At 68.6% G+C, this 18,509-nt stretch carries 13 protein-coding genes and 1 tRNA gene; 10 read left to right on the forward strand and 4 right to left on the reverse strand.

Annotation, left to right across the window (positions count from 1 at the left end; all coding sequences use genetic code 11):
- Positions 1-19 precede the first annotated feature (19 nt).
- The 6 genes from pstC (at position 20) to phoR (ending at position 5,652) form a co-directional block, all read left to right on the forward strand.
- Positions 20-1,027 (forward strand): phosphate ABC transporter permease subunit PstC, encoded by a 1,008-nt coding sequence (pstC, locus tag O9Y01_RS16845; protein ID WP_269632755.1) that lies wholly within the window; start codon positions 20-22, stop codon positions 1,025-1,027.
- Positions 1,024-1,899 carry a phosphate ABC transporter permease PstA gene (gene pstA / locus O9Y01_RS16850; protein ID WP_269632756.1) on the forward strand — a complete coding sequence of 292 codons (876 nt, stop codon included), beginning with the start codon at positions 1,024-1,026 and terminating at the stop codon, positions 1,897-1,899. The genes pstC and pstA overlap by 4 nt, the downstream gene beginning before the upstream one ends.
- A 12-nt stretch (positions 1,900-1,911) precedes the next feature.
- The gene (gene pstB, locus O9Y01_RS16855) at positions 1,912-2,697 is read left to right on the forward strand and encodes a phosphate ABC transporter ATP-binding protein PstB (protein ID WP_269632757.1); all 786 of its coding nucleotides are present in this window, start codon (positions 1,912-1,914) and stop codon (positions 2,695-2,697) included.
- 98 nt (positions 2,698-2,795) lie between these two features.
- Positions 2,796-3,506 (forward strand): phosphate signaling complex protein PhoU, encoded by a 711-nt coding sequence (phoU, locus tag O9Y01_RS16860; RefSeq protein WP_269632758.1) that lies wholly within the window; start codon positions 2,796-2,798, stop codon positions 3,504-3,506.
- 25 nt (positions 3,507-3,531) lie between these two features.
- Positions 3,532-4,233 carry a phosphate regulon transcriptional regulator PhoB gene (phoB, locus tag O9Y01_RS16865; protein ID WP_269632759.1) on the forward strand — a complete coding sequence of 234 codons (702 nt, stop codon included), beginning with the start codon at positions 3,532-3,534 and terminating at the stop codon, positions 4,231-4,233.
- A 60-nt stretch (positions 4,234-4,293) separates the two neighbouring features.
- Positions 4,294-5,652, forward strand: a complete 1,359-nt coding sequence (phoR, locus tag O9Y01_RS16870; RefSeq protein WP_269632760.1) for a phosphate regulon sensor histidine kinase PhoR — start codon at positions 4,294-4,296, stop codon at positions 5,650-5,652.
- A gap of 103 nt (positions 5,653-5,755) precedes the next feature.
- Here the strand turns inward: phoR and O9Y01_RS16875 are convergent, their stop codons facing one another.
- The 4 genes from O9Y01_RS16875 to trxA form a co-directional block, all read right to left on the reverse strand.
- Positions 5,756-7,417 (reverse strand): hypothetical protein, encoded by a 1,662-nt coding sequence (locus tag O9Y01_RS16875; protein WP_269632761.1) that lies wholly within the window; start codon positions 7,415-7,417, stop codon positions 5,756-5,758.
- Positions 7,418-7,589: 172 nt separating this feature from the next.
- Positions 7,590-7,847, reverse strand: a complete 258-nt coding sequence (locus O9Y01_RS16880) for a type B 50S ribosomal protein L31 (protein WP_269632762.1) — start codon at positions 7,845-7,847, stop codon at positions 7,590-7,592.
- Positions 7,848-7,992: 145 nt separating this feature from the next.
- The gene (rho, locus tag O9Y01_RS16885; protein WP_269632763.1) at positions 7,993-9,255 is read right to left on the reverse strand and encodes a transcription termination factor Rho; all 1,263 of its coding nucleotides are present in this window, start codon (positions 9,253-9,255) and stop codon (positions 7,993-7,995) included.
- Positions 9,256-9,478: 223 nt separating this feature from the next.
- The gene (trxA, locus tag O9Y01_RS16890; RefSeq protein ID WP_269632764.1) at positions 9,479-9,808 is read right to left on the reverse strand and encodes a thioredoxin TrxA; all 330 of its coding nucleotides are present in this window, start codon (positions 9,806-9,808) and stop codon (positions 9,479-9,481) included.
- Between the two features lie 188 nt (positions 9,809-9,996).
- On the opposite strand from trxA, the gene O9Y01_RS16895 reads away from it, so the two are divergent.
- From O9Y01_RS16895 to O9Y01_RS16910, 4 genes are all read left to right on the forward strand, one after another.
- Positions 9,997-12,663 carry a PD-(D/E)XK nuclease family protein gene (locus O9Y01_RS16895; protein ID WP_269632765.1) on the forward strand — a complete coding sequence of 889 codons (2,667 nt, stop codon included), beginning with the start codon at positions 9,997-9,999 and terminating at the stop codon, positions 12,661-12,663.
- On the forward strand, positions 12,663-16,046 hold the full coding sequence (locus tag O9Y01_RS16900; RefSeq protein WP_269632766.1) for a UvrD-helicase domain-containing protein: 3,384 nt from the start codon (positions 12,663-12,665) through the stop codon (positions 16,044-16,046). The genes O9Y01_RS16895 and O9Y01_RS16900 overlap by 1 nt, the downstream gene beginning before the upstream one ends.
- 73 nt (positions 16,047-16,119) lie before the next feature.
- A tRNA-Pro gene (locus O9Y01_RS16905) sits at positions 16,120-16,196 on the forward strand.
- A gap of 290 nt (positions 16,197-16,486) precedes the next feature.
- Complete coding sequence (locus O9Y01_RS16910) at positions 16,487-18,472, forward strand: OPT family oligopeptide transporter (RefSeq protein WP_269632767.1); 1,986 nt, start codon at positions 16,487-16,489, stop codon at positions 18,470-18,472.
- Positions 18,473-18,509: the final 37 nt, after the last annotated feature.

The following is an 18,509-nucleotide window of genomic DNA, read 5'->3' on the forward strand; positions in this document are numbered from 1 at the left end:
TGCCGTACTGACTCCCCCTATGACCGACACCACCGACCGGGAACGCGCACAGAAGAAGGCGCTGCCCCAGGGCCAGCCGCCTGAGCGCCGCCGCACCCTGCCGTGGGCCGACGCGCTGTTCGCAGGACTCGCACAAGGCGCCGCCTGGCTGACGCTGGCGCTGCTGGCTGGCATCCTGCTGTCCCTGCTGCTGGGCGCCATGCCGGCGATCCGCGAGTTCGGCCTGGGCTTCCTGATCAGCAAGGACTGGGATCCCGTGCAGGAGAAATTCGGCGGCCTGGTGATGATCTACGGCACGCTGATGACCTCCTTCATCGCGCTGCTGATCGCCGTGCCGGTGAGCTTCGGCATCGCGATCTTCCTGACCGAGCTGTCGCCCAGCTGGCTGCGCGGCCCTCTGGGCATCGCCGTGGAGCTGCTGGCCGCCGTGCCCTCCATCGTCTATGGCATGTGGGGCCTGCTGGTCTTCGGCCCCATCCTGTCGACCTTCGTGCAGCAGCCGCTGCAGAAGCTGTTCGACGGCGTGCCCTACCTCGGCGCGCTGTTCACCGGCCCGCCGGTGGGCATCGGCATCCTCTCGGCCGGCATCATCCTGGCCATCATGATCATCCCCTTCATCGCCTCGGTGATGCGCGACGTCTTCGAGGTCACGCCGCCCATGCTGAAGGAATCGGCCTACGGCCTGGGCGCCACGACCTGGGAAGTGGTGTGGAAGGTCGTGCTGCCCTTCACCAAGACCGGCGTGGTCGGCGGCGTGATGCTGGGCCTGGGCCGAGCCCTGGGCGAGACCATGGCCGTCACCTTCGTGATCGGCAACATGAACCAGCTGAACTCGCCCTCCATCTTCGAGGCCGCCAACAGCATCACCTCGGCCCTGGCCAACGAGTTTGCCGAAGCCGGCGAGGGCCTGCACCAGGCCTCGCTGATCTACCTGGGCCTGGTGCTGTTCTTCATCACCTTCGTGGTGCTGAGCTTCTCCAAGGTCCTGCTGAGCCGCCTGAAGAAGAGCGAAGGAGCCCGCGCATGAACACCTCCGTTGCTCCCGCGATGGACCCCCGGCGCCTGCGCCACCACGCGCGCCGCAAGCGCACCAATGCCATCGCCCTGACCCTGTCCCTGGCGGCCATGGCCTTCGGCGTGTTCTGGCTGATCTGGATCCTCTTCGAGACCGTCCGCCTCGGCCTGGGTGGCCTCAACTGGGCCACCTTCACCGAGATGACGCCGCCCCCGCAGGCGGAAGTCGGTGGCCTGGCCAATGCCATCTTCGGCTCCATCACCATGGTGGGCCTGGCCACGCTGCTGGGCACGCCCATCGGCATCATGGCCGGCGTCTACCTGGCCGAATACGGGCAGAAGACGCGGCTGGGATCCTCGGTCCGCTTCATCAATGACATTCTGCTCTCGGCACCGTCCATCGTGATCGGCCTCTTCGTCTATGCGGTGGTGGTGTCGCGCATGAAGACCTTCTCGGGTCTGGCCGGCGTGCTGGCCCTGGCGCTGATCGTGATCCCGGTGGTGATCCGCACGACCGAGAACATGCTGAGCCTGGTGCCCAACGCCCTGCGCGAGGCGGCCTATGCCCTGGGCACGCCCAAGTGGAAGGTGATCCTGTCGGTGACGCTGAAGTCGGCCCGCGCCGGCGTGATCACCGGCGTGCTGCTGGCCCTGGCCCGCATCTCCGGCGAGACCGCGCCCCTGCTGTTCACGGCGCTGTCCAACCAGTTCTGGACCTCGTCGCTGGGCGAGCCCATGGCCAGCCTGCCGGTCACCATCTTCAAGTTCGCGATGAGCCCCTACGAGAACTGGCAGAAGCTGGCCTGGGCGGGGGTCTTCCTCATCACGATGGGCGTGCTGGCGCTGAACATCCTGGCGCGCGTCCTGTTCAAGAAAAAGCACTGAAGCGAGAGACTCATGGATACCAAGGTCGATATGCCCGTGACGGAGCGTGCCAAGCTGTCGGTGCGCAACCTGAACTTCTATTACGGCAACTTCCACGCCCTCAAGAACATCAACCTGGACATTCCCGAGAAGAAGGTCACCGCCTTCATCGGGCCCTCCGGCTGTGGCAAGTCCACGCTGCTGCGCACGCTCAACCGCATGTTCGAGCTCTATCCCGAGCAGCGCGCGGAAGGCGAGATCCTGCTGGACGGCAGCGACATCCTCTCCAGCGGTGAGGACGTCTCCCTGATCCGCGCCAAGGTGGGCATGGTCTTCCAGAAGCCCACGCCGTTCCCCATGTCCATCTACGACAACATCGCCTTCGGCGTGCGTCTCTTCGAGACCCTGCCGCGGGTGGAGATGGACGAGCGCGTGGAATGGGCCCTGAAGAAGGCCGCGCTGTGGAACGAGGTCAAGGACAAGCTCAACCAGAGCGGTTCCGGCCTTTCCGGCGGTCAGCAGCAGCGCCTGTGCATCGCCCGCGGCATTGCCATCAAGCCTGAGGTGCTGCTGCTGGACGAGCCCTGCTCGGCCCTGGATCCCATCTCCACGGGCAAGATCGAGGAACTGATCCACGAGCTCAAGACCGATTACACGGTCGCCATCGTGACCCACAACATGCAGCAGGCGGCTCGCTGCTCGGACTACACGGCCTATATGTACCTGGGCGACCTGATCGAGTTCGGTCCCACCGCCGAGCTCTTCATGAAGCCCAAGCGCAAGGATACGGAGGACTACATCACCGGGCGCTTCGGCTGAAGCCGAGGCACCGTGGATGTCGGGGCGCAGGCGGGGCCTGTGCCGAGGAAAGCAAGGGCGGCCGGCCGTGAGGGCCGGCCGCCACAAGGAGCAAAAGAATGAGTGACAAGCATCTCTCCACCCAGTTCGATGCCGAGCTGAGCGGCATCTCCACGCGTGTGCTGGAGATGGGCGGGTTGGTCGAGGCGCAGGTGGCGCAGTCGGTCGAGGCCCTGATCAATTTCAGCGCCGACCTGGCCGGCACCGTGCTCAAGACCGAAGACCGGGTGAACGCCATGGAGGTCGAGATCGATCGCGACCTCTCCAGCATCATCGCCCGGCGCCAGCCCACGGCGCGGGACCTGCGCCTGCTGATCGCGGTGTCCAAGACCATCGCCAATCTGGAGCGCGTGGGCGACGAGGCCGCCCGCGTGGCCCGCACCGTGCAGCGCCTGATCAACGAGGGCGTGTCCGGCCGGCTGCGCCTGCCCATGTCCGATCTCAGCTTCGAGGCCGAACTCGCCACCGCCCAGCTGCGCAAGGCCCTGGACGCCTTTGCTCGCCTGGATGTGGATCGTGCCCTGGAAGTGTTGAAGCAGGATGACGCCATCGACAAGGAGTTCGACGGCCTGATGCGCAAGCTGATCACCTACATGATGGAAGACCCGCGCACCATCTCGGCCTGTATCGACCTGATCTTCGTGGCCAAGGCCATCGAGCGGGTGGGCGACCATGCCAAGAACCTCGCCGAGGTGATCATCTACGTGGTGAAGGGCACGGACGTGCGTCACAACACGCCGGACGCCGTGGCCACCATGGTCAAGCCCTGACCCTCAACGACAAGGAGCACCAATCATGAGCCGCATTCTCGTCGTCGAGGACGAAGCCGCCATCGCCGAACTCATTTCCATCAACCTGCGCCATGCGGGCTTCGAGGTGACCCTGGCCGGCAGCGCCGACCAGGCCCAGCTCGAAGTGGACCGTGTGCTGCCTGACCTGGTGGTGCTGGACTGGATGCTGCCGGGCCAGTCGGGCATCGGCCTGGCCCGGATGTGGCGCTCTGCCGCACGCACCAAGGAGCTGCCCATCATCATGCTGACGGCCCGTGCGGAGGAGAGCGACAAGGTCTCCGGCCTGGACGCCGGCGCCGATGACTACCTCACCAAGCCCTTCTCGACCAACGAGCTGCTCGCCCGCATCCGCGCCGTGCTGCGTCGCAAGGCGCCCGAGGCCCTGGACTCGGTGGTCGAGGTCGGCCAGCTGAGCCTGGACCCCGGCACGCGGCGCGTCAGCCGCGATGGCGTGGAGGTGAAGCTGGGCCCGACCGAGTTCCGCCTGCTGCATTTCTTCATGACGCACCCGGAGCGCGTGCACAGCCGCTCGCAGCTGCTGGACCGCGTGTGGGGCGATCATGTCTTCATCGAGGAACGCACGGTGGACGTGCACGTCAAGCGCCTGCGCGAGGCCCTGGAGAAGGTGCAGTGCCAGCGCATGATCGAGACGGTGCGCGGGGCGGGCTATCGCCTGACCCAGCAGGTGGCTGCCGTTTCCGCTTGATGGGGCCTCTCGGAACGTGTCGCGAAATGACCCGTGCCGGGTCAAGTTGCAGGAATTGAAATGACCTGGATGTTGCCTCGCGTCGTACTGGCGGCGCTGGCGGTGCTGCTGGGGGCAGGTCTTGCCTGGCTGCTGGGCCGCTGGTGGCCGCAACTGCCCTGGCTGCCTCCGCTGACGGGCTCGCTGATCGGCGTGGCCGCGCTGTTCACGGTGGATTCGCTGCGTGCGCACCGCCTCATGCAGTGGCTGCGGGGAGCGCTGGCCGGCTCGGCGCCGCGTGATCGCGGGCTTTGGGGCGAGCTTGCCTACCGTGTGGAGCGCGCCGTGCGCGACCGTGACCGTGCCATCGAGCGCGAGCGTCAGGAACTGCTGCAGTTTCTCTCCGCCATCGAGGCCTCGCCCAATGGCGTGCTGATGCTGGATGCGGAGGACCACATCCGCTGGTGCAACCGCGTCGCGGCCGATCACTTCTCGCTGGACCCGCAACGTGACCGCGACCAGCGCGTGACCAATCTCGTGCGTTTCCCGGCCTTCGTGGCCTTGCTGCAGTCAGGGGACTACAGCCAGCCGCTGGTGCTCCCGCACGTGCGCGGTCGGCTGACCCTGGCCGTGGTGGTCCGGGCCTATGGGGAGGGCATGCGCCTGGTGCTGACGCAGGACATCACCGAGCGCGAACGCGCCGAAGCCATGCGGCGCGACTTCGTGGCCAATGTCTCGCACGAGATCCGCACGCCCCTGACGGTGCTGGCGGGCTTCATCGAGACCATGGCCTCCCTGCCGCTGACCGAGCCGGAGCGCAAGCGCGTGCTGAGCCTCATGAACCAGCAGACGCAGCGCATGCAGTCCCTGGTGAGCGACCTGCTCACCCTCGCGCAGCTCGAAGGCAGCCCGCGGCCGGGAGCGGACCGCTGGCTGGGCGTCCAGGCCCTGCTGCAGCGTGTGCTGAGTGATGCCTCGGCCCTGTCCAACGGCCGCCATGAACTGGTGCTGGAGAGCGGGCCGGCGGCCGAGCTGGCTGGCGTGGAGGCGGAATTGCTCAGCGCAGTCGCCAACCTGGCCAACAACGCCGTGCGCTACACGCCGGACGGCGGACGCATCGAGCTGAGCTTCGGTCTGCTGGCCGATGGCTCGGGCGAGATCTGCGTGTGCGACACCGGCCCTGGCATCGCCCGCGAGCACTTGCCGCGCCTGACTGAACGCTTCTACCGTGTCGACGGCAGCCGCAACCGCGACACCGGCGGCACGGGGCTGGGCCTCTCCATCGTCAAGCACGTGGCCCAGCGCCATGGCGGCGAGCTGAAGATCGACAGCGAGGTGGGCAAGGGCTCGCGCTTCCGTGTGGCCCTGCCGGCGGCCCGGGTGCGCTCGGTGGAGGCGCTGGGCGTCGAGGCCGCGCGAGTGCCCGAGGGCAGCCTCTGAGCGGCTCCTGAAGGCACTGCCCTCTGTGCTCCCGTCTGCCCTGAACGCGGGCGGACGAGGAGGGCGGATCGTCAGGCAGTCCTCGCGGCTGGGCTCGAGGCGCTCAGCGTGTCTCGCGCTGGTACAGGCGGTAGGACAGGTTCCGATCGGTCGGCCGCTTGACCGTCGCAAGCAGTTGCCAGCCCGGAGCAGGCGCCGAGGCATTGGCGTCATCCGACTGGACCAGCAGCAGCCGGCAAGAGGTGTCGGCGGCGCTGTGCAGGGCGTCAACCTTCCAGTGCCCCTGGACTTCCAGGGCCGCCACCAGCGACAGCGCCTGGCCCGGCGTGGCCAGGCAGGTCGTGTCCGCGGGCATGACGCGGGCCAGTCGCTCGACCAGCGGCCGGTGGCTGCGTGCATAGTCCAGCACCGGCAGCCACAGGGTCATGGCCAGCAGCCAGGCCAGGGCCACGCCGCCCGAGGGCAGCACCATGCTCTTCCACAGCGCATGCCGGTGGCGCGCGGTGCGCCAGCGCAGCAGTCCGAGCCAAGCCGCCGTGCCCAGGACCGCGAACAGCAGCGCCAGCGGGTGGAAGCTGGGCTCGAAGCCCTTGGCCAGGTTGCGCACATTGGCCAGCGGCTGGGCCGGCCAGCCCGTCTGCATGGACAGGTAGTAGAGCCAGATGAACAGCGCGATGGCGCTGAAGAAGAACATCGAGAACCAGTCCAGCATGGCACTCATGCTGCGGCTGAAGGTTGGCAGTGCGAAGCTCGCCAGCACGGCCAGCGCGGGCAGGCCCAGCATCAAGGCGCGGTCCGAACCGCCCATGGCCAGGCAGCTGAGCAGCGAGACCATGACGGCCAGCAGGGGCACGCTGACATGGCGGCGCTGCAGGTAGGCGCGCCAGCGCCACAGAGTCCACAGCGCCAGCGGCCAGACCGGCCAGGCGAACCACAGCAGCAGGGTCCCGACACGCAGGGGGAAGTCAGCTCCGGGCAGGGCCTGCAGTCGCCAGGCCCAGCTGCCCAGCCCCCAGGCCAGCAGGGCCGACAGCGCAGTGGCCGCGACGACCCACAGCATGCTGGCCCGTACCGGCTCATAGGCCGAGCGCCAGCAGATCAAGGCGCCACCCATCCCCAGCATCAGGGCGACGGCCGGTGCCGCGGAGGCCGCGAGGATGGGCAGGGCCAGCAACAGGGCCAGGCGGGCCTTCAGGGCGCGGAAGGGCGCCGCCGCCATGCCGTACACGAACAGGGTCATGCCCAGCAGCTGCAGCAGCTCCGGCGTGGTTTCATGGCCCAGCAGCAGCAGCCCCAGCGAGGCCACCAGGGCCAGCAGGGCCCCGTCTGCCAGGGCGCGGGCGTAGTCCACCGCCTGCGCCTCGCCTCCGAAGGCAAAGGCCACCGGCTGGGCGGCCTCCGTGCGGGCGAAATGGAAGCTGCTGTACCAGACGAGGGCGATCACCCCGACCAGGATCAGCGCGAAGGGGATGCGCGCCGCCAGGGCGGGGTCCAGGAAGGGCAGCAGCTTGATGAAGAGGGCACCGACCCAGTAGGGCAGCAGGCCGCCGTCCGTGGTGATGCCACCCAGCTCGGGGTGATGCCAGGGGCTCAGTCCGGCGGCGATCTTGGCCATGAAACCGTAGGCCGTGAGGTCGGCGTTGCGCCAGGGGTCGCGGCCGAAGACGCCAGGGATCACATAGGCCGCACAGAAGAGCAGCAGGGCCAACCGGGGCAGGCGTTGGGCGCCGCGTTCGGCAACGATGGCGGGGGTGGCTTGGTTCACGCAGGCGGCAGAGGGCTTGAAGGCCGCATCATGCCCCAATTACGGGCAGACGCTGGGCCGGTGGCATGCGGCGTCCTACGCCAGGCGCATGCTCAGGGGACGTGGACATGAAAAAAGGCAGCCGGGGCTGCCTTTTCTGTGGGGCTCGACGCTCGAAGCGCGGCCGCGGGGCTTACTTCTTGAGGCCGACGCGAGCGAACTTGTTGCGGAACTTCTCGACGCGACCGCCCAGGTTGTCGACGCTCTTCTGAGTGCCGGTGTAGAAGGGGTGCGATTCGCTGGTGGTTTCCAGCTTGACCAGCGGGAAATCCTTGCCGTCGACGGTGATGGTTTCCTTGGTCTGGACGGTCGAACGCGTCACGAACTGGAAGCCGTTGGACTGGTCCACGAACACCACGTCGCGGTAGTTGGGGTGAATGCCTTCTTTCATGGGAAACCTCTCGCCGTAGCTGTTTCAGTGCCGGGAGCCACGTCACACCATGTGACGCACTTTCTGGCGGCGGAAAAACGTTGATTATAGCCACAAATGAAAACGCCGCCTACCCAGTGAGGGAGGCGGCGCCGGAAGGCCGGAATTACCCGCCTCTTCGCATCATGTCGAAGAAGTCGTGGTTGTTCTTGCTGGCCTTCATCTTGTCGAGGATGAACTCCATCGCTTCGATCTCGTCCATGTTGTAGAGCAGCTTGCGCAGGATCCAGCTCTTTTGCAGGATCTCGGGCTTGAGCAGCAGCTCCTCGCGGCGGGTGCCGGACTTGTTGATCAGGATCGAAGGGTAGACACGCTTCTCGGCCATGCGGCGATCCAGGTGGATTTCGCAGTTGCCGGTGCCCTTGAACTCTTCGTAGATCACTTCGTCCATGCGCGAACCGGTATCGATCAGCGCGGTGCCGATGATGGTCAGCGAGCCGCCTTCCTCGACATTGCGAGCCGCACCGAAGAAGCGCTTGGGACGCTGCAGGGCGTTGGCGTCCACGCCGCCGGTCAGCACCTTGCCGGAGGAGGGCAGGACGTTGTTGTAGGCGCGGGCCAGCCGGGTGATGGAGTCCAGCAGGATCACCACGTCCTTCTTGAGCTCCACCAGGCGCTTGGCGCGCTCGATCACCATTTCGGCGACCTGCACATGGCGGGCGGCGGGTTCGTCGAAGGTGGAGGAGATCACCTCGCCGCGCACGGTGCGCAGCATTTCGGTCACTTCCTCAGGGCGCTCGTCCACCAGCAGCACGATGAGGTGCGCTTCCGGATGATTGGCCGTGATGGCGTGTGCCAGCTGCTGCATCATCATCGTCTTGCCGGTCTTGGGCTGGGCCACCAGCAGGGCGCGCTGGCCTTTGCCGATGGGCGCGATGAGGTCGATGATGCGGCCGGTGATGTTCTCGTCGCTCTTGATGTCGCGCTCGAGCTTGAACTGCTCCTTGGGGAACAAGGGCGTCAGGTTCTCGAACATGATCTTGTGCTTGCTCTCCTCGGGGGTGAGCCCGTTCACGCGATCGACCTTGACCAGCGCGAAGTAGCGTTCACCGTCCTTGGGGACGCGCACTTCGCCTTCGATCATGTCGCCGGTGTGGAGATTGAAGCGGCGGATCTGGCTCGGGGAGAGGTAGATGTCGTCGGTGGACGCCATGTAGCTGGTGTCCGGCGAGCGCAGGAAGCCGAAGCCGTCAGGCAGGACTTCGAGGACGCCGTCGCCGAAGACTTGCTCGCCGGCTTTGGCGCGCTTCTTCATGATCGCGAACATCAGCTCCTGCTTGCGCATGCGGGCGACGTTGTCGATCTCCAGCTCCTCGCCCATCTTGATGAGGGCGGAAACGTGAAGCGCTTTCAGTTCAGAAAGATGCATGGGGAAACCCGGTTGGGTCGTCCAGGGTCTGCCAGAAACCCGGGACAGGATCTTCGGTCGCCATCGCCATCGCCACGGCCGCCCATGCGCAGCGCATCAGGGCAGTCAATACAAAACAGAAAGGGGCGGGAGCTTGGGCGCCGAGTCCATGCCCCGAAGCCGGTCCGGCTGGGGCATGTTGGCCATTCAAGCCCGGCCGAGTGGGGCCGGGCATGTGGGGAGATTATAGGTTGGCGTCGAGGAAGGACGTCAACTGGGCCTTGGAGAGGGCGCCGACCTTGGTGGCAGCCAGCTGGCCGTCCTTGAAGAGCATGAGGGTCGGGATGCCGCGGATGCCGAACTTGGCGGGCACTTCACGGTTCTCGTCCACGTTCATCTTGGTGACCTGCAGGCGGCTGCCGTAATCCTTGGCCACTTCGTCCAGGATGGGGGCAATCATCTTGCAGGGGCCGCACCATTCGGCCCAGTAGTCCACCAGCACGGGCGTGGCGGATTGGAGGACATCGGCGTCGAATGACGCGTCGGAGATGTGTTTGATCAGTTCGCTGCTCATGGATGAGTCCTTGGACAGGCTGCACGCAGCCGGGGCCCGAGTCACTGTCTTGCGAGCCCGCCAGGGGGCAGGACTCAGGGCACAATGATTCTGACACAAGAGCCAAGGGCCCGAACTGATTGGGGTTCATGGCTGGCGAACTGGCGCTTGCCGGGCGCCGGGGATGTCGGGACGGAGCCTTGCACGGCGTGACTGCAGAACAACAGATCGAGACGCAACACCTGCCCCTGGGCCTCGGCGACGGCGCCCGGCCCTTCTGGGACGCGGCCGTCCAGCGCATGGCCGCCTGGATGCAGTCGCGCGGCGTGCAGAGCCGGGATGCCGTCGTCCTGCTGCCTTTTGCCCAGCACCTGGCATCGGCGCGGCGGGCCTGGCGCAGCACGGGGCTCTGGCAGCCCCGCATGGAGACCACGCACAGCCTGGCCTCAGCCCTGGGGCCCAGCCCGCTCTCGCAAGGATTGCAGATCAGCTTCGATGCCGCCATTGACGTGCTCAACGCACGCCAGCTGCTGGCCGGCCAGAGCTGGGCCGAGGCGCTGCGCGAGCAGGACCCCCGGGCCTGGCGGCTGGCCCTGCAGCATCTCGTGGAGGCCGCGCAAGCCCTGGCGCGCCACGCCCAGGCCCTGGGGCCGCAAGGTCGGCAGGCCTTCTGGCCGCGTGCCCGCCAGGCCCTGCAGCAGGGCGGGCCGGCTGACCTGGAACGGGCCCTGGCCCTGGTGGCGCTCGAGTGGGCCGCCAGCGACAGCCGCGTGCCGGCGACCGACGCCCTCTTCAGCCTGCGCCCCAGCGCCTGGGTGCTGATGCGCGCCGGCGGTGTCGACCCGCTGAGCGACGCCCTGCTGGCCGATGCCTCCGCCCAGGGCATCCCCTGCCTGCTGCTGGATGCCGACTGCGTGCTGGAGCAACTGGCGCTGGATCCGCCCCCGGCCCGCCTGCAGGAGGCCCGCTGCGAGGACCCCGAATCGCTGGCCCAGTGCACGGCTGCCACGGTGCTGGAGCACATCCGGCGGCAGGAGCTGCCCGTGGCCCTGATCGCCCAGGACCGGGTGCTCGTGCGGCGCGTGCGTGCCCTGCTGGAGCGGCAGTCCGTGCGCCTGGGCGACGAAACCGGCTGGACCCTGGCGACCACCCCCGAGGCCGCCCAGCTGATGGCGCTGCTGCGCGCGGCCCAGCCGCGGGCCAGTGTCGACGAGCTGCTGCAGTGGCTCAAGAGCGACCTGGCCCGCGACCTGCGCGAGCGCCAGGCTGCCGACGCCGTCGACCAGCTCGAGTCCCAATGCCGCCGCCTGGGCTGGGTGCAGGCCGGCGCGGTCCAGGCCGCGCATCTCAAGTTCCCGGCAAGCGGGCTGTGGCAGGACGCCCAGGAGCTGCTGTCCCTCCTGCGTGCCGGCCCTGCGCAGCGCAGTCTGGAGCAATGGCTGAGGCAGCTTCGCCACCTGCTGGAGCGTCTGGGGGGCCTGGCCTGGCTGGGCGAGCAGGCCGCGGGGCGCCAGCTGCTGCTGGCCCTGTGGCTGCAGCGCGAGCCCTGGCCTGATTCGGCGCATCAGCTCGCCCTGCAGAGCACGCTGCTGGGCAGCGCCGATTTTGTCCAGTGGGTCAACGAGACGCTGGAGGCCCAGCAATTCGTGCCCGAGCTGCCCATGGACCTGCAAGTGCTGGTCACGCCCCTGGCCCGGGCCATGCTGCGCCCCTTTGCCGCCATCGTGCTGCCGGGTGCCGATGCCCAGACCCTGGGCCAGGTGGCGGCAGGCCCCGTGCTGCTGCCCGAGGCGCTGGCGCGCCAGCTGGGCCTGCCGGATCAGGCCGGGCGGCGTGCCCAGCTGGCGGCGGGTTTCGTTCAGCTGCTGCGCGCGCCCCATCTGACCCTGCTTCGATGCGACCGGGCCGGTAGCGAGCCCCTGGCGCGCAGCCCCTTGCTGGAGCGCCTGGAGGCGGCCCGCCAGCAGGCCGGTGCCGGAGCGATTCCTGCGTGGCAGGACCCCCGGACGCAGCGCGCCCTGACAGCCCGGCCCATGCACATGGCTCAGGCGAATGCGCCGGGGCAGCTGCCGCGCGCCCTCAGCGCCAGCGCGCTGGACGCCCTGCGCAACTGCCCCTACCAGTTTTTCGGCCTGCAGCTGCTGGGCCTGCGCGAGGATGAGGAGCTCACCGAGGAGCTGGACAAGCGCGACTACGGCAACTGGCTGCACGCCGTGCTTCACCGCTTCCACGAGCAGCGCAAGGCGCAGCCCGGCCGTGATGCTGCGCAGGCCCTGGCGGAGGCCGCCGAGCAGGAGCGCCAGCGCATGGGGCTGTCCGAGGCCGAGTTTCTGCCCTATCTGGCCAGCTTCCGTCGCCTGCTGCCGCGCTACCTGGCGTGGCTGCAGGCGCACGAGTCGGCCGGCTGGCACTACGAGGCCGGCGAGCAGTCCCGGCACTGCCAGCCCTGGACGCACCCAGCCCTGCGCGAGCTGCGCCTGCAGGGTCGCCTGGACCGTCTGGACGACCAGCCCGGGCGCCGTCTGATGCTGGACTACAAGACTGGTTCCACCGAGTCCATCAAGGACAAGCTCAAGCGCCCGCTCGAGGACACGCAGCTGGCCGTCTACGCCTTGCTGAGCGCCGAGGAGGCTGCCCAGGCCGGCGCGGCGCTGGAGGCCGCCTACCTGATGCTGGATGACAGCAAGGGCCTGCAGCTGCTGGCGCATCCCGAGGTGCAGCACAGCGCTGAACTGCTGCGCCAGGGGCTGGAGCAGGACCTGGCCGCCGTGCAGTCCGGCGCGGCCCTGCCTGCCCTGGGCGAAGGCCGGGCCTGTGCGCTGTGCCCCGTGCGCGGCCTGTGCCGCAAGGACGACTGGTGGGAGGGAAGTCTCTGATGGCAGCGCCCCAGGCGAATGCGGCCTACACGGTCGATGCGCGCGTCGTGCCGCGCGAGCGCTTCTATCAGGTGGCCTGCGACCCGCGGCGCAGCGTGGTCGTGGAGGCCTGTGCCGGCGCGGGCAAGACCTGGATGCTGGTGTCGCGCATCCTGCGGGCCCTGCTGGAAGGCGCCGAGCCCCAGCAGATCGTGGCCATCACCTTCACCCGCAAGGCCGCCGGCGAAATGCGCCAGCGCCTGGCGGAGTGGCTCGCCGAGTTCGCCCGGGCAGACCACGCCGGGCGCTGCGAAGCCCTGACCCAGCGCGGCATGGCCGAGGACGAGGCCCAGCGCGCCGCTCCGCTGCTGCAGGGCCTGCAGCAGCGCCTGCTGGAGGGCGGGCGGCCGGTGGAGATCCGCACCTTCCATGCCTGGTTCTCCCAGCTGCTGCGAGCCGCGCCCATGGCCTTGCTGCAGCAGCTCGGCATTGCGCCAGAGCTGCAGCTGCTGGAGGACGAGAGCGAGCTGATGCCCGAGGTCTGGCGCGGCTTCCATGCCCGCCTGCTGGCCGACGCGCCGCTGCTGGCCGACTACCAGGCTCTGGTCGACGACTGCGGTCGCAGCAAGGTCCTGCGATGGCTGGAGGCCGGCTTCGGCAAGCGCGTGGAACTGCGCCTGGCCCAGGCTCAGGGCGTGCTGATGGGGAGCGTGGAGGGAGCGGCCTCGGTGTCGGCGCGCTTCGCCGGGGCGGACCCGCTGGACTGCATCGAGGCGATGCGCCCGCAGTGGCAAGACCTGGCCCTCGAGCTGGGCCAGGGCCGCAACGAGACCATGCGCAAGGCGGCCACTGCCATCGAGCAGGCCCTCAGTGATCAACTGCCGCCGGCCGCCCTGTTCGAGGTGCTGCGTGGCAAGTTGCTGACCAAGTCCGGGACGCCCGTGAAGGCCCTGGCCACCAGCCCTCTGGCGGCGGCGTTGGCGGACGACATTGCCCTGGTCCAGCGCGGCCTTGACCAGCAGGAGGCCCAGGTGCTGCACCAGCGGCTGGCGCGGCTGAGTCTGGTGCTGGTCGACAGCTTCGATCAGATCAAGAAGACCCGGGGTCTGGTCGACATGAACGATCTGGAGCGCGGCGCGCTGGCCGTGCTGGGGGATGCCGCGCTGGCCGGCTGGGTGCAGGAGCGCCTGGACACCCAGCTGCGCCATCTGCTCATCGACGAGTTCCAGGACACCAGCCCCCTGCAGTGGCAGGCGCTCCATGCCTGGCTCTCGTCCTACAGCGGGGCAGGGGGCGGGGGCAGCGGGCAGCGTCCGCTGTCGGTCTTCATCGTGGGCGATCCCAAGCAGAGCATCTACCGCTTCCGGCGCGCCGAGCCGCGCGTGTTCGCCGCCGCGCGGGACTTCCTCCAGCAAGGCCTCGATGCGGCCGTGCTGGCCTGCGACCACACGCGCCGCAATGCCCCGCAGGTGCTGGCGGCCGTCAATGCAGCCCTCCTGCAGGCTCAGGCCCTGGGCGAGTACCAGGACTTCCGGGCCCACACGACGGAGTCCGGCGGCGTCGATGCCCTCGCCGGTGTGTGCCGCCTGGACGCCGAGCCTGAAGCCGATCCGGCGGCGGATCCTGCGGGCGCGGCCGATGATGCCGCTGACGACGAGGCCGCGCTGGCCTGGCGCCCCAGCCTCAGCGAGGCCCGCCATGAGCCCGAGCTGCAACGCCGTGCGGGGGAGGCCCAGCGCATCGCCCGGGCCCTGGGCGAGCTGCTGGCCGCTGGTGGCCTGCAGCCGGGCGACATCTTCGTGCTGGCGCGCAAGCGCGAGGCCTTGCGCGTGCTGGCCCAGGCGCTCAAGGCGCAGGGCATTGCGCACGTGGCGCCGGAGGAGCTGGCGCTTCTTGACTCGCCCGATGTGCGCGACGTGCTGGCGCTGCTGGACGCTCTGGCCTCGCCCTCGCACGACCTGTCCCTGGCCCATGCCCTGCGCAGCCCACTGTTTGGCGTCAGCGAGGCGGCCTTGCTGCAGCTGTCCCTGGCGGCCCGCACGGTGCGGCGCCTCGGGGCTGCGGATGCCGATGAAACCGGCGCGCCGCGCTGCAGCTTCTGGCAGGCCCTGATGCAGTCGGACGAGTCCGCGCTGGAACCGGCCCTTCAGCGCGCCCGCGGCCTGCTGGCGTCCTGGGCGGCGCGCCTGCAGCAGAGCACGCCCCAGGAGCTGCTGGACCGCATCTTTGCCGAAGGCGACCTGCTCGCGCGTGTGGCCCAGTGCGTGCCCCCCAGCGAGCGCCGCAGCCGCCTGCATGCGCTGCAGTCCCTGCTGGGCCTGGCCCTGGACCTGGATGGCGGGCGCTATGCCACCGTCTACGGCTTTGTGCGTGCGTTGCGGCAGCGGGCGCTGAGCCTGCCGGCCCATGGCGAAGCCGATGCCGTGCAGCTGCTCACCGTGCATGGCGCCAAGGGTCTGGAGGCGCGGGTCGTGGTGCTGATGGATTGCGATGCCGCGCCAGCCCGGGCCGATCACGCCACCCTGCTGGTCGACTGGCCGGTGGACCTGCCCGGCCCCCGGCGCGTGGCCTTCATCGCCTCGGAGAGCAGCCCGCCGCCTGCGCTGGAACCGCTGATGCGCTTCGAGCAGGGCGAGCGCCAGCGCGAGGAGCTCAATGCGCTGTACGTGGCCATGACCCGTGCCAAGTCACGGCTGGTGATCAGCCGCAGCGTTTCGGCGCGGGGCGGTGGGGCGGGCAGCTGGTGGCAGCGGCTGCAGGCGCTGGCCGAGCCCTGGCAGCCGGCCGCCGGCGCGCAGCTGGCGCCTGCCGGCCACGACTTCAGTCTGCTGGAGCTCCCCTTGCTGCCCGAAATGCTCCCGAAGGCGCAAGCCCTGGGGCAAGCCCTGGCACCAGCCGAACCCGCCGAGCTGGTGGTGCGCACGACTGAGCTGGACGAGATGGCCGCGCTGGGCGAGGCCATGCACCGCGTGCTGGAATGGGCCAGCGGCCCGCAAGGGCAGGGCGGGGCGCTGGAGCCGCTGCTGGGCGCTGCGGCCCAGATGTACGGTCTGGACGCTCGGCGCAGCGAACGTCTGGAGCGCTGTGTGCGGGCCATCCTGGCCAGCCCTGACTGCGCGCCCTTCTTCGACGCCGCTCAGCTGCAGTGGGCCGGCAACGAGGTCCCGGTCAGCCATGAGGGTCAGGACTTGCGCCTGGACCGCCTGGTGCTGCGCCGCCCGGCGCCTGGTGAGCTGGCCCAGTGGTGGGTGCTGGACTACAAGCTGCACGAGGCACCGCAGCGTCAGCCCGAGTACGTGCAGCAGTTGCAGCAGTACCGAGCCGCGGTGCAGGCGCTGCAGCCCGGCGAGCCAGTTCGCATCGCCTTCATCACCGGGCAGGGGCGCTTGGTGGAACTGGCATGAGCAGTGTGGCGTGATCGTGGAGCGCATTTTTTCCGGAAAGCAGAAATTCCCGGGTTAGAATGCAAGGCTTCGTCGGGGCGTAGCGCAGCCTGGTAGCGCATCTGCTTTGGGAGCAGAGGGTCGCGAGTTCGAATCCCGCCGCCCCGACCATTGAATCTGGTGCATGTTCCATGCATGCACGCAAACCCGCCCCGGCCCCGCCGCGGCGGGTTTTTGCTTTTTGAGAAGCGCCGGCCAGGCCCTTTCTTTCGGGACTTGGCCTGGGTCAACAAGCGGATTGCTTCCAGGCCTTCCCGCCGTTTCCAGGGCCGCCCCCTACTGGACAACCCCCTGGCTGCGGCGCGAAGGCGGCTGACACAATCCGCGCACCATTGCGGCTGGGCGCCACGAGCGCCCGCAGCTGCTCAGTCGGCTTGCCGACGTCCATCATCAAGAACAGCATGGCCATTCAACATCTCAGCGACGAGCAGATTCGCAGCTGGAGCCGGGCAGAGAAAGACGCCTGGTGGTTCAACAACGTCTTCCAGAAAGACATGCCGCAGCTGACGCTGCGCTCCGCACTGACGGGCTTTCTGCTGGGCCTGGTGCTGACGGCGACCGCGCTGTACATCGGTGCCAAGACCGGCGTGGGCATCGGCGTGGGCCTGACCTCGGTGATCCTGGCCTTTGCGCTGTTCAAGTCGCTTTCCAATGCCGGCATGGCCCGCGACTTCAGCGTGCTGGAGAACAACTGCACCCAGTCCATCGCCACCGCGGCGGGCTACACGGTGATGCCGCTGATCGCCGGCCTGCCGGCCTACATGATGATGACCGGCCACATCATCCCCTGGTGGCAGCTGATGGTCTGGCTGATCGTCGTGTCGGTGCTGGGCGTGCTCGTGGCCTTCCCGATGAAGCGCCGCTTCATCAACGAGGACCAGCTGCCTTTCCCCGAGGGCCGCGCCTGCGGCGTGGTGCTGGACTCGCTGTATTCCGGTGATGGCGCCGAAGGGCTGTACAAGGCACGCCTGCTGGGCAAGGTGGCGGGCATCGCGGCCGTCTACCAGGCGCTGGTCAGCGATGGCTGGATGAAGCTGATCCAGTTCAAGATCCTGCGCATGGACCAGTGGGCCGGCATGAAGGAACCCTGGTACCTGCACGAGAAGCTGGACCACTACTACTACGCCTGGGCTACCAAGGCTGAGGCCTGGATCCCCAAGATCCTGGGCACCGACCTGCGCGTGCTGGGCCTGCGTCTGACGCTGGACATGGCCATGCTGGGCGTGGGTGGCCTCATGGGCATGGCCGTGGCCACCAGCTGCCTGATCGGCGCGCTGCTGAACTTCGGCGTGCTGGCGCCGTTGATGATCCAGATGGGCGACATCGCGCCGCGCGTGCGCCTGGACGGCACCGTCGTGCCCCTGGTGCGGACCGAGATCGTCAACCAGTGGTCGCTGTGGTGGGCCGTGACCATGATGGTGGTGGGCGCCCTGGTAGGCCTGCTGGCCAAGCCGGAGCTGATCACCAGCCTCTTCAAGCGCAAGTCCAAGGTCGACAAGGCCAGCGAAGGCCCTGACCTGCTGCGTGACATCGAGATGCCCCTGTGGCTGTCCTACGTCGGCGTGCCCGTGCTGGGCGCCCTCAGCGTGTGGCTGACCCACACCTTCTTCGGCGTGCCCTGGCTGCTGGGCCTGATCTCCCTGCCCCTGATCGTGGTGCTGACCGTGATCTGCGCCAATGCCATGGCCCTGACCTCGTGGACGCCCACGGGCGCGCTGTCCAAGATCACCCAGTTCACGGTGGGGGCCCTGGACCGCAGCAATCCGGCCTCCAACCTGCTGCCGGCGACCATGACCTCGGACATCGCGTCCAATGCCTCCAACCTGCTGTCGGACATCAAGCCCGGCTACATGCTGGGCGGCAAGCCGCGCCACCAGGCTGTGGGCCACATCATCGGCATCCTGGCGGGCACCTTGTCGGCCGTGCCGCTGTTCTTCCTGCTCTTCCTGCCGCCTGACGCCAACGGCGTGCGCAGCGCCGCCACCATCGTCAGCGACCAGTTCGCCTTCCCGGCCGCGCTGCAATGGAAGGGCGTGGCCGAGCTGATCGCCAAGGGCATCAGCCAGCTGCCCACCTCCGCGCTGATCTCCATGGCCGTGGCCGCCGTCACCGCCGTGGTCATCGAGGTGCTGCGCATCCGCACGCGCGGCCGCTTCCCGCTGTCCTCGGTCTCCATCGGCCTGGGTGTGGTGCTGCCGCCTGATTCGGTGATCTGCATGTTCATGGGCGCGCTGCTGTTCTGGATCATGCACAAGCGCAACGAGGCCAACCCCAAGAGCGCCGGCTACCGCCGCTGGGTCGAGGGTGCCGAGCCCATCTGTGCCGGCCTCATCTCCGGCGCCGCGCTGATGGGCATCGGCAATGCCCTGCTCAACGTGCTGATCTGAGCCCCCGGGCCGGCAAGAAGGCCGGCCGCGCATGGCA

This window comes from Pelomonas sp. BJYL3 (assembly GCF_027257975.1).
In the GTDB taxonomy this organism is placed as follows: Bacteria; Pseudomonadota; Gammaproteobacteria; order Burkholderiales; family Burkholderiaceae_C; genus Roseateles_B; species Roseateles_B flavus.

What these genes read in the sequence shown, in the direction of transcription:
- phoR (WP_269632760.1), top strand. Translation starts at nt 4,294, where the DNA reads ATGACCTGGATGTTGCCTCGCGTCGTACTGGCGGCGCTGGCGGTGCTG.
- O9Y01_RS16880 (WP_269632762.1), bottom strand. Translation starts at nt 7,847, where the DNA reads ATGAAAGAAGGCATTCACCCCAACTACCGCGACGTGGTGTTCGTGGAC.
- phoB (WP_269632759.1), top strand. Translation starts at nt 3,532, where the DNA reads ATGAGCCGCATTCTCGTCGTCGAGGACGAAGCCGCCATCGCCGAACTC.
- rho (WP_269632763.1), bottom strand. Translation starts at nt 9,255, where the DNA reads ATGCATCTTTCTGAACTGAAAGCGCTTCACGTTTCCGCCCTCATCAAG.
- phoU (WP_269632758.1), top strand. Translation starts at nt 2,796, where the DNA reads ATGAGTGACAAGCATCTCTCCACCCAGTTCGATGCCGAGCTGAGCGGC.
- pstA (WP_269632756.1), top strand. Translation starts at nt 1,024, where the DNA reads ATGAACACCTCCGTTGCTCCCGCGATGGACCCCCGGCGCCTGCGCCAC.
- O9Y01_RS16910 (WP_269632767.1), top strand. Translation starts at nt 16,487, where the DNA reads ATGGCCATTCAACATCTCAGCGACGAGCAGATTCGCAGCTGGAGCCGG.
- trxA (WP_269632764.1), bottom strand. Translation starts at nt 9,808, where the DNA reads ATGAGCAGCGAACTGATCAAACACATCTCCGACGCGTCATTCGACGCC.
- pstB (WP_269632757.1), top strand. Translation starts at nt 1,912, where the DNA reads ATGGATACCAAGGTCGATATGCCCGTGACGGAGCGTGCCAAGCTGTCG.
- O9Y01_RS16900 (WP_269632766.1), top strand. Translation starts at nt 12,663, where the DNA reads ATGGCAGCGCCCCAGGCGAATGCGGCCTACACGGTCGATGCGCGCGTC.
- pstC (WP_269632755.1), top strand. Translation starts at nt 20, where the DNA reads ATGACCGACACCACCGACCGGGAACGCGCACAGAAGAAGGCGCTGCCC.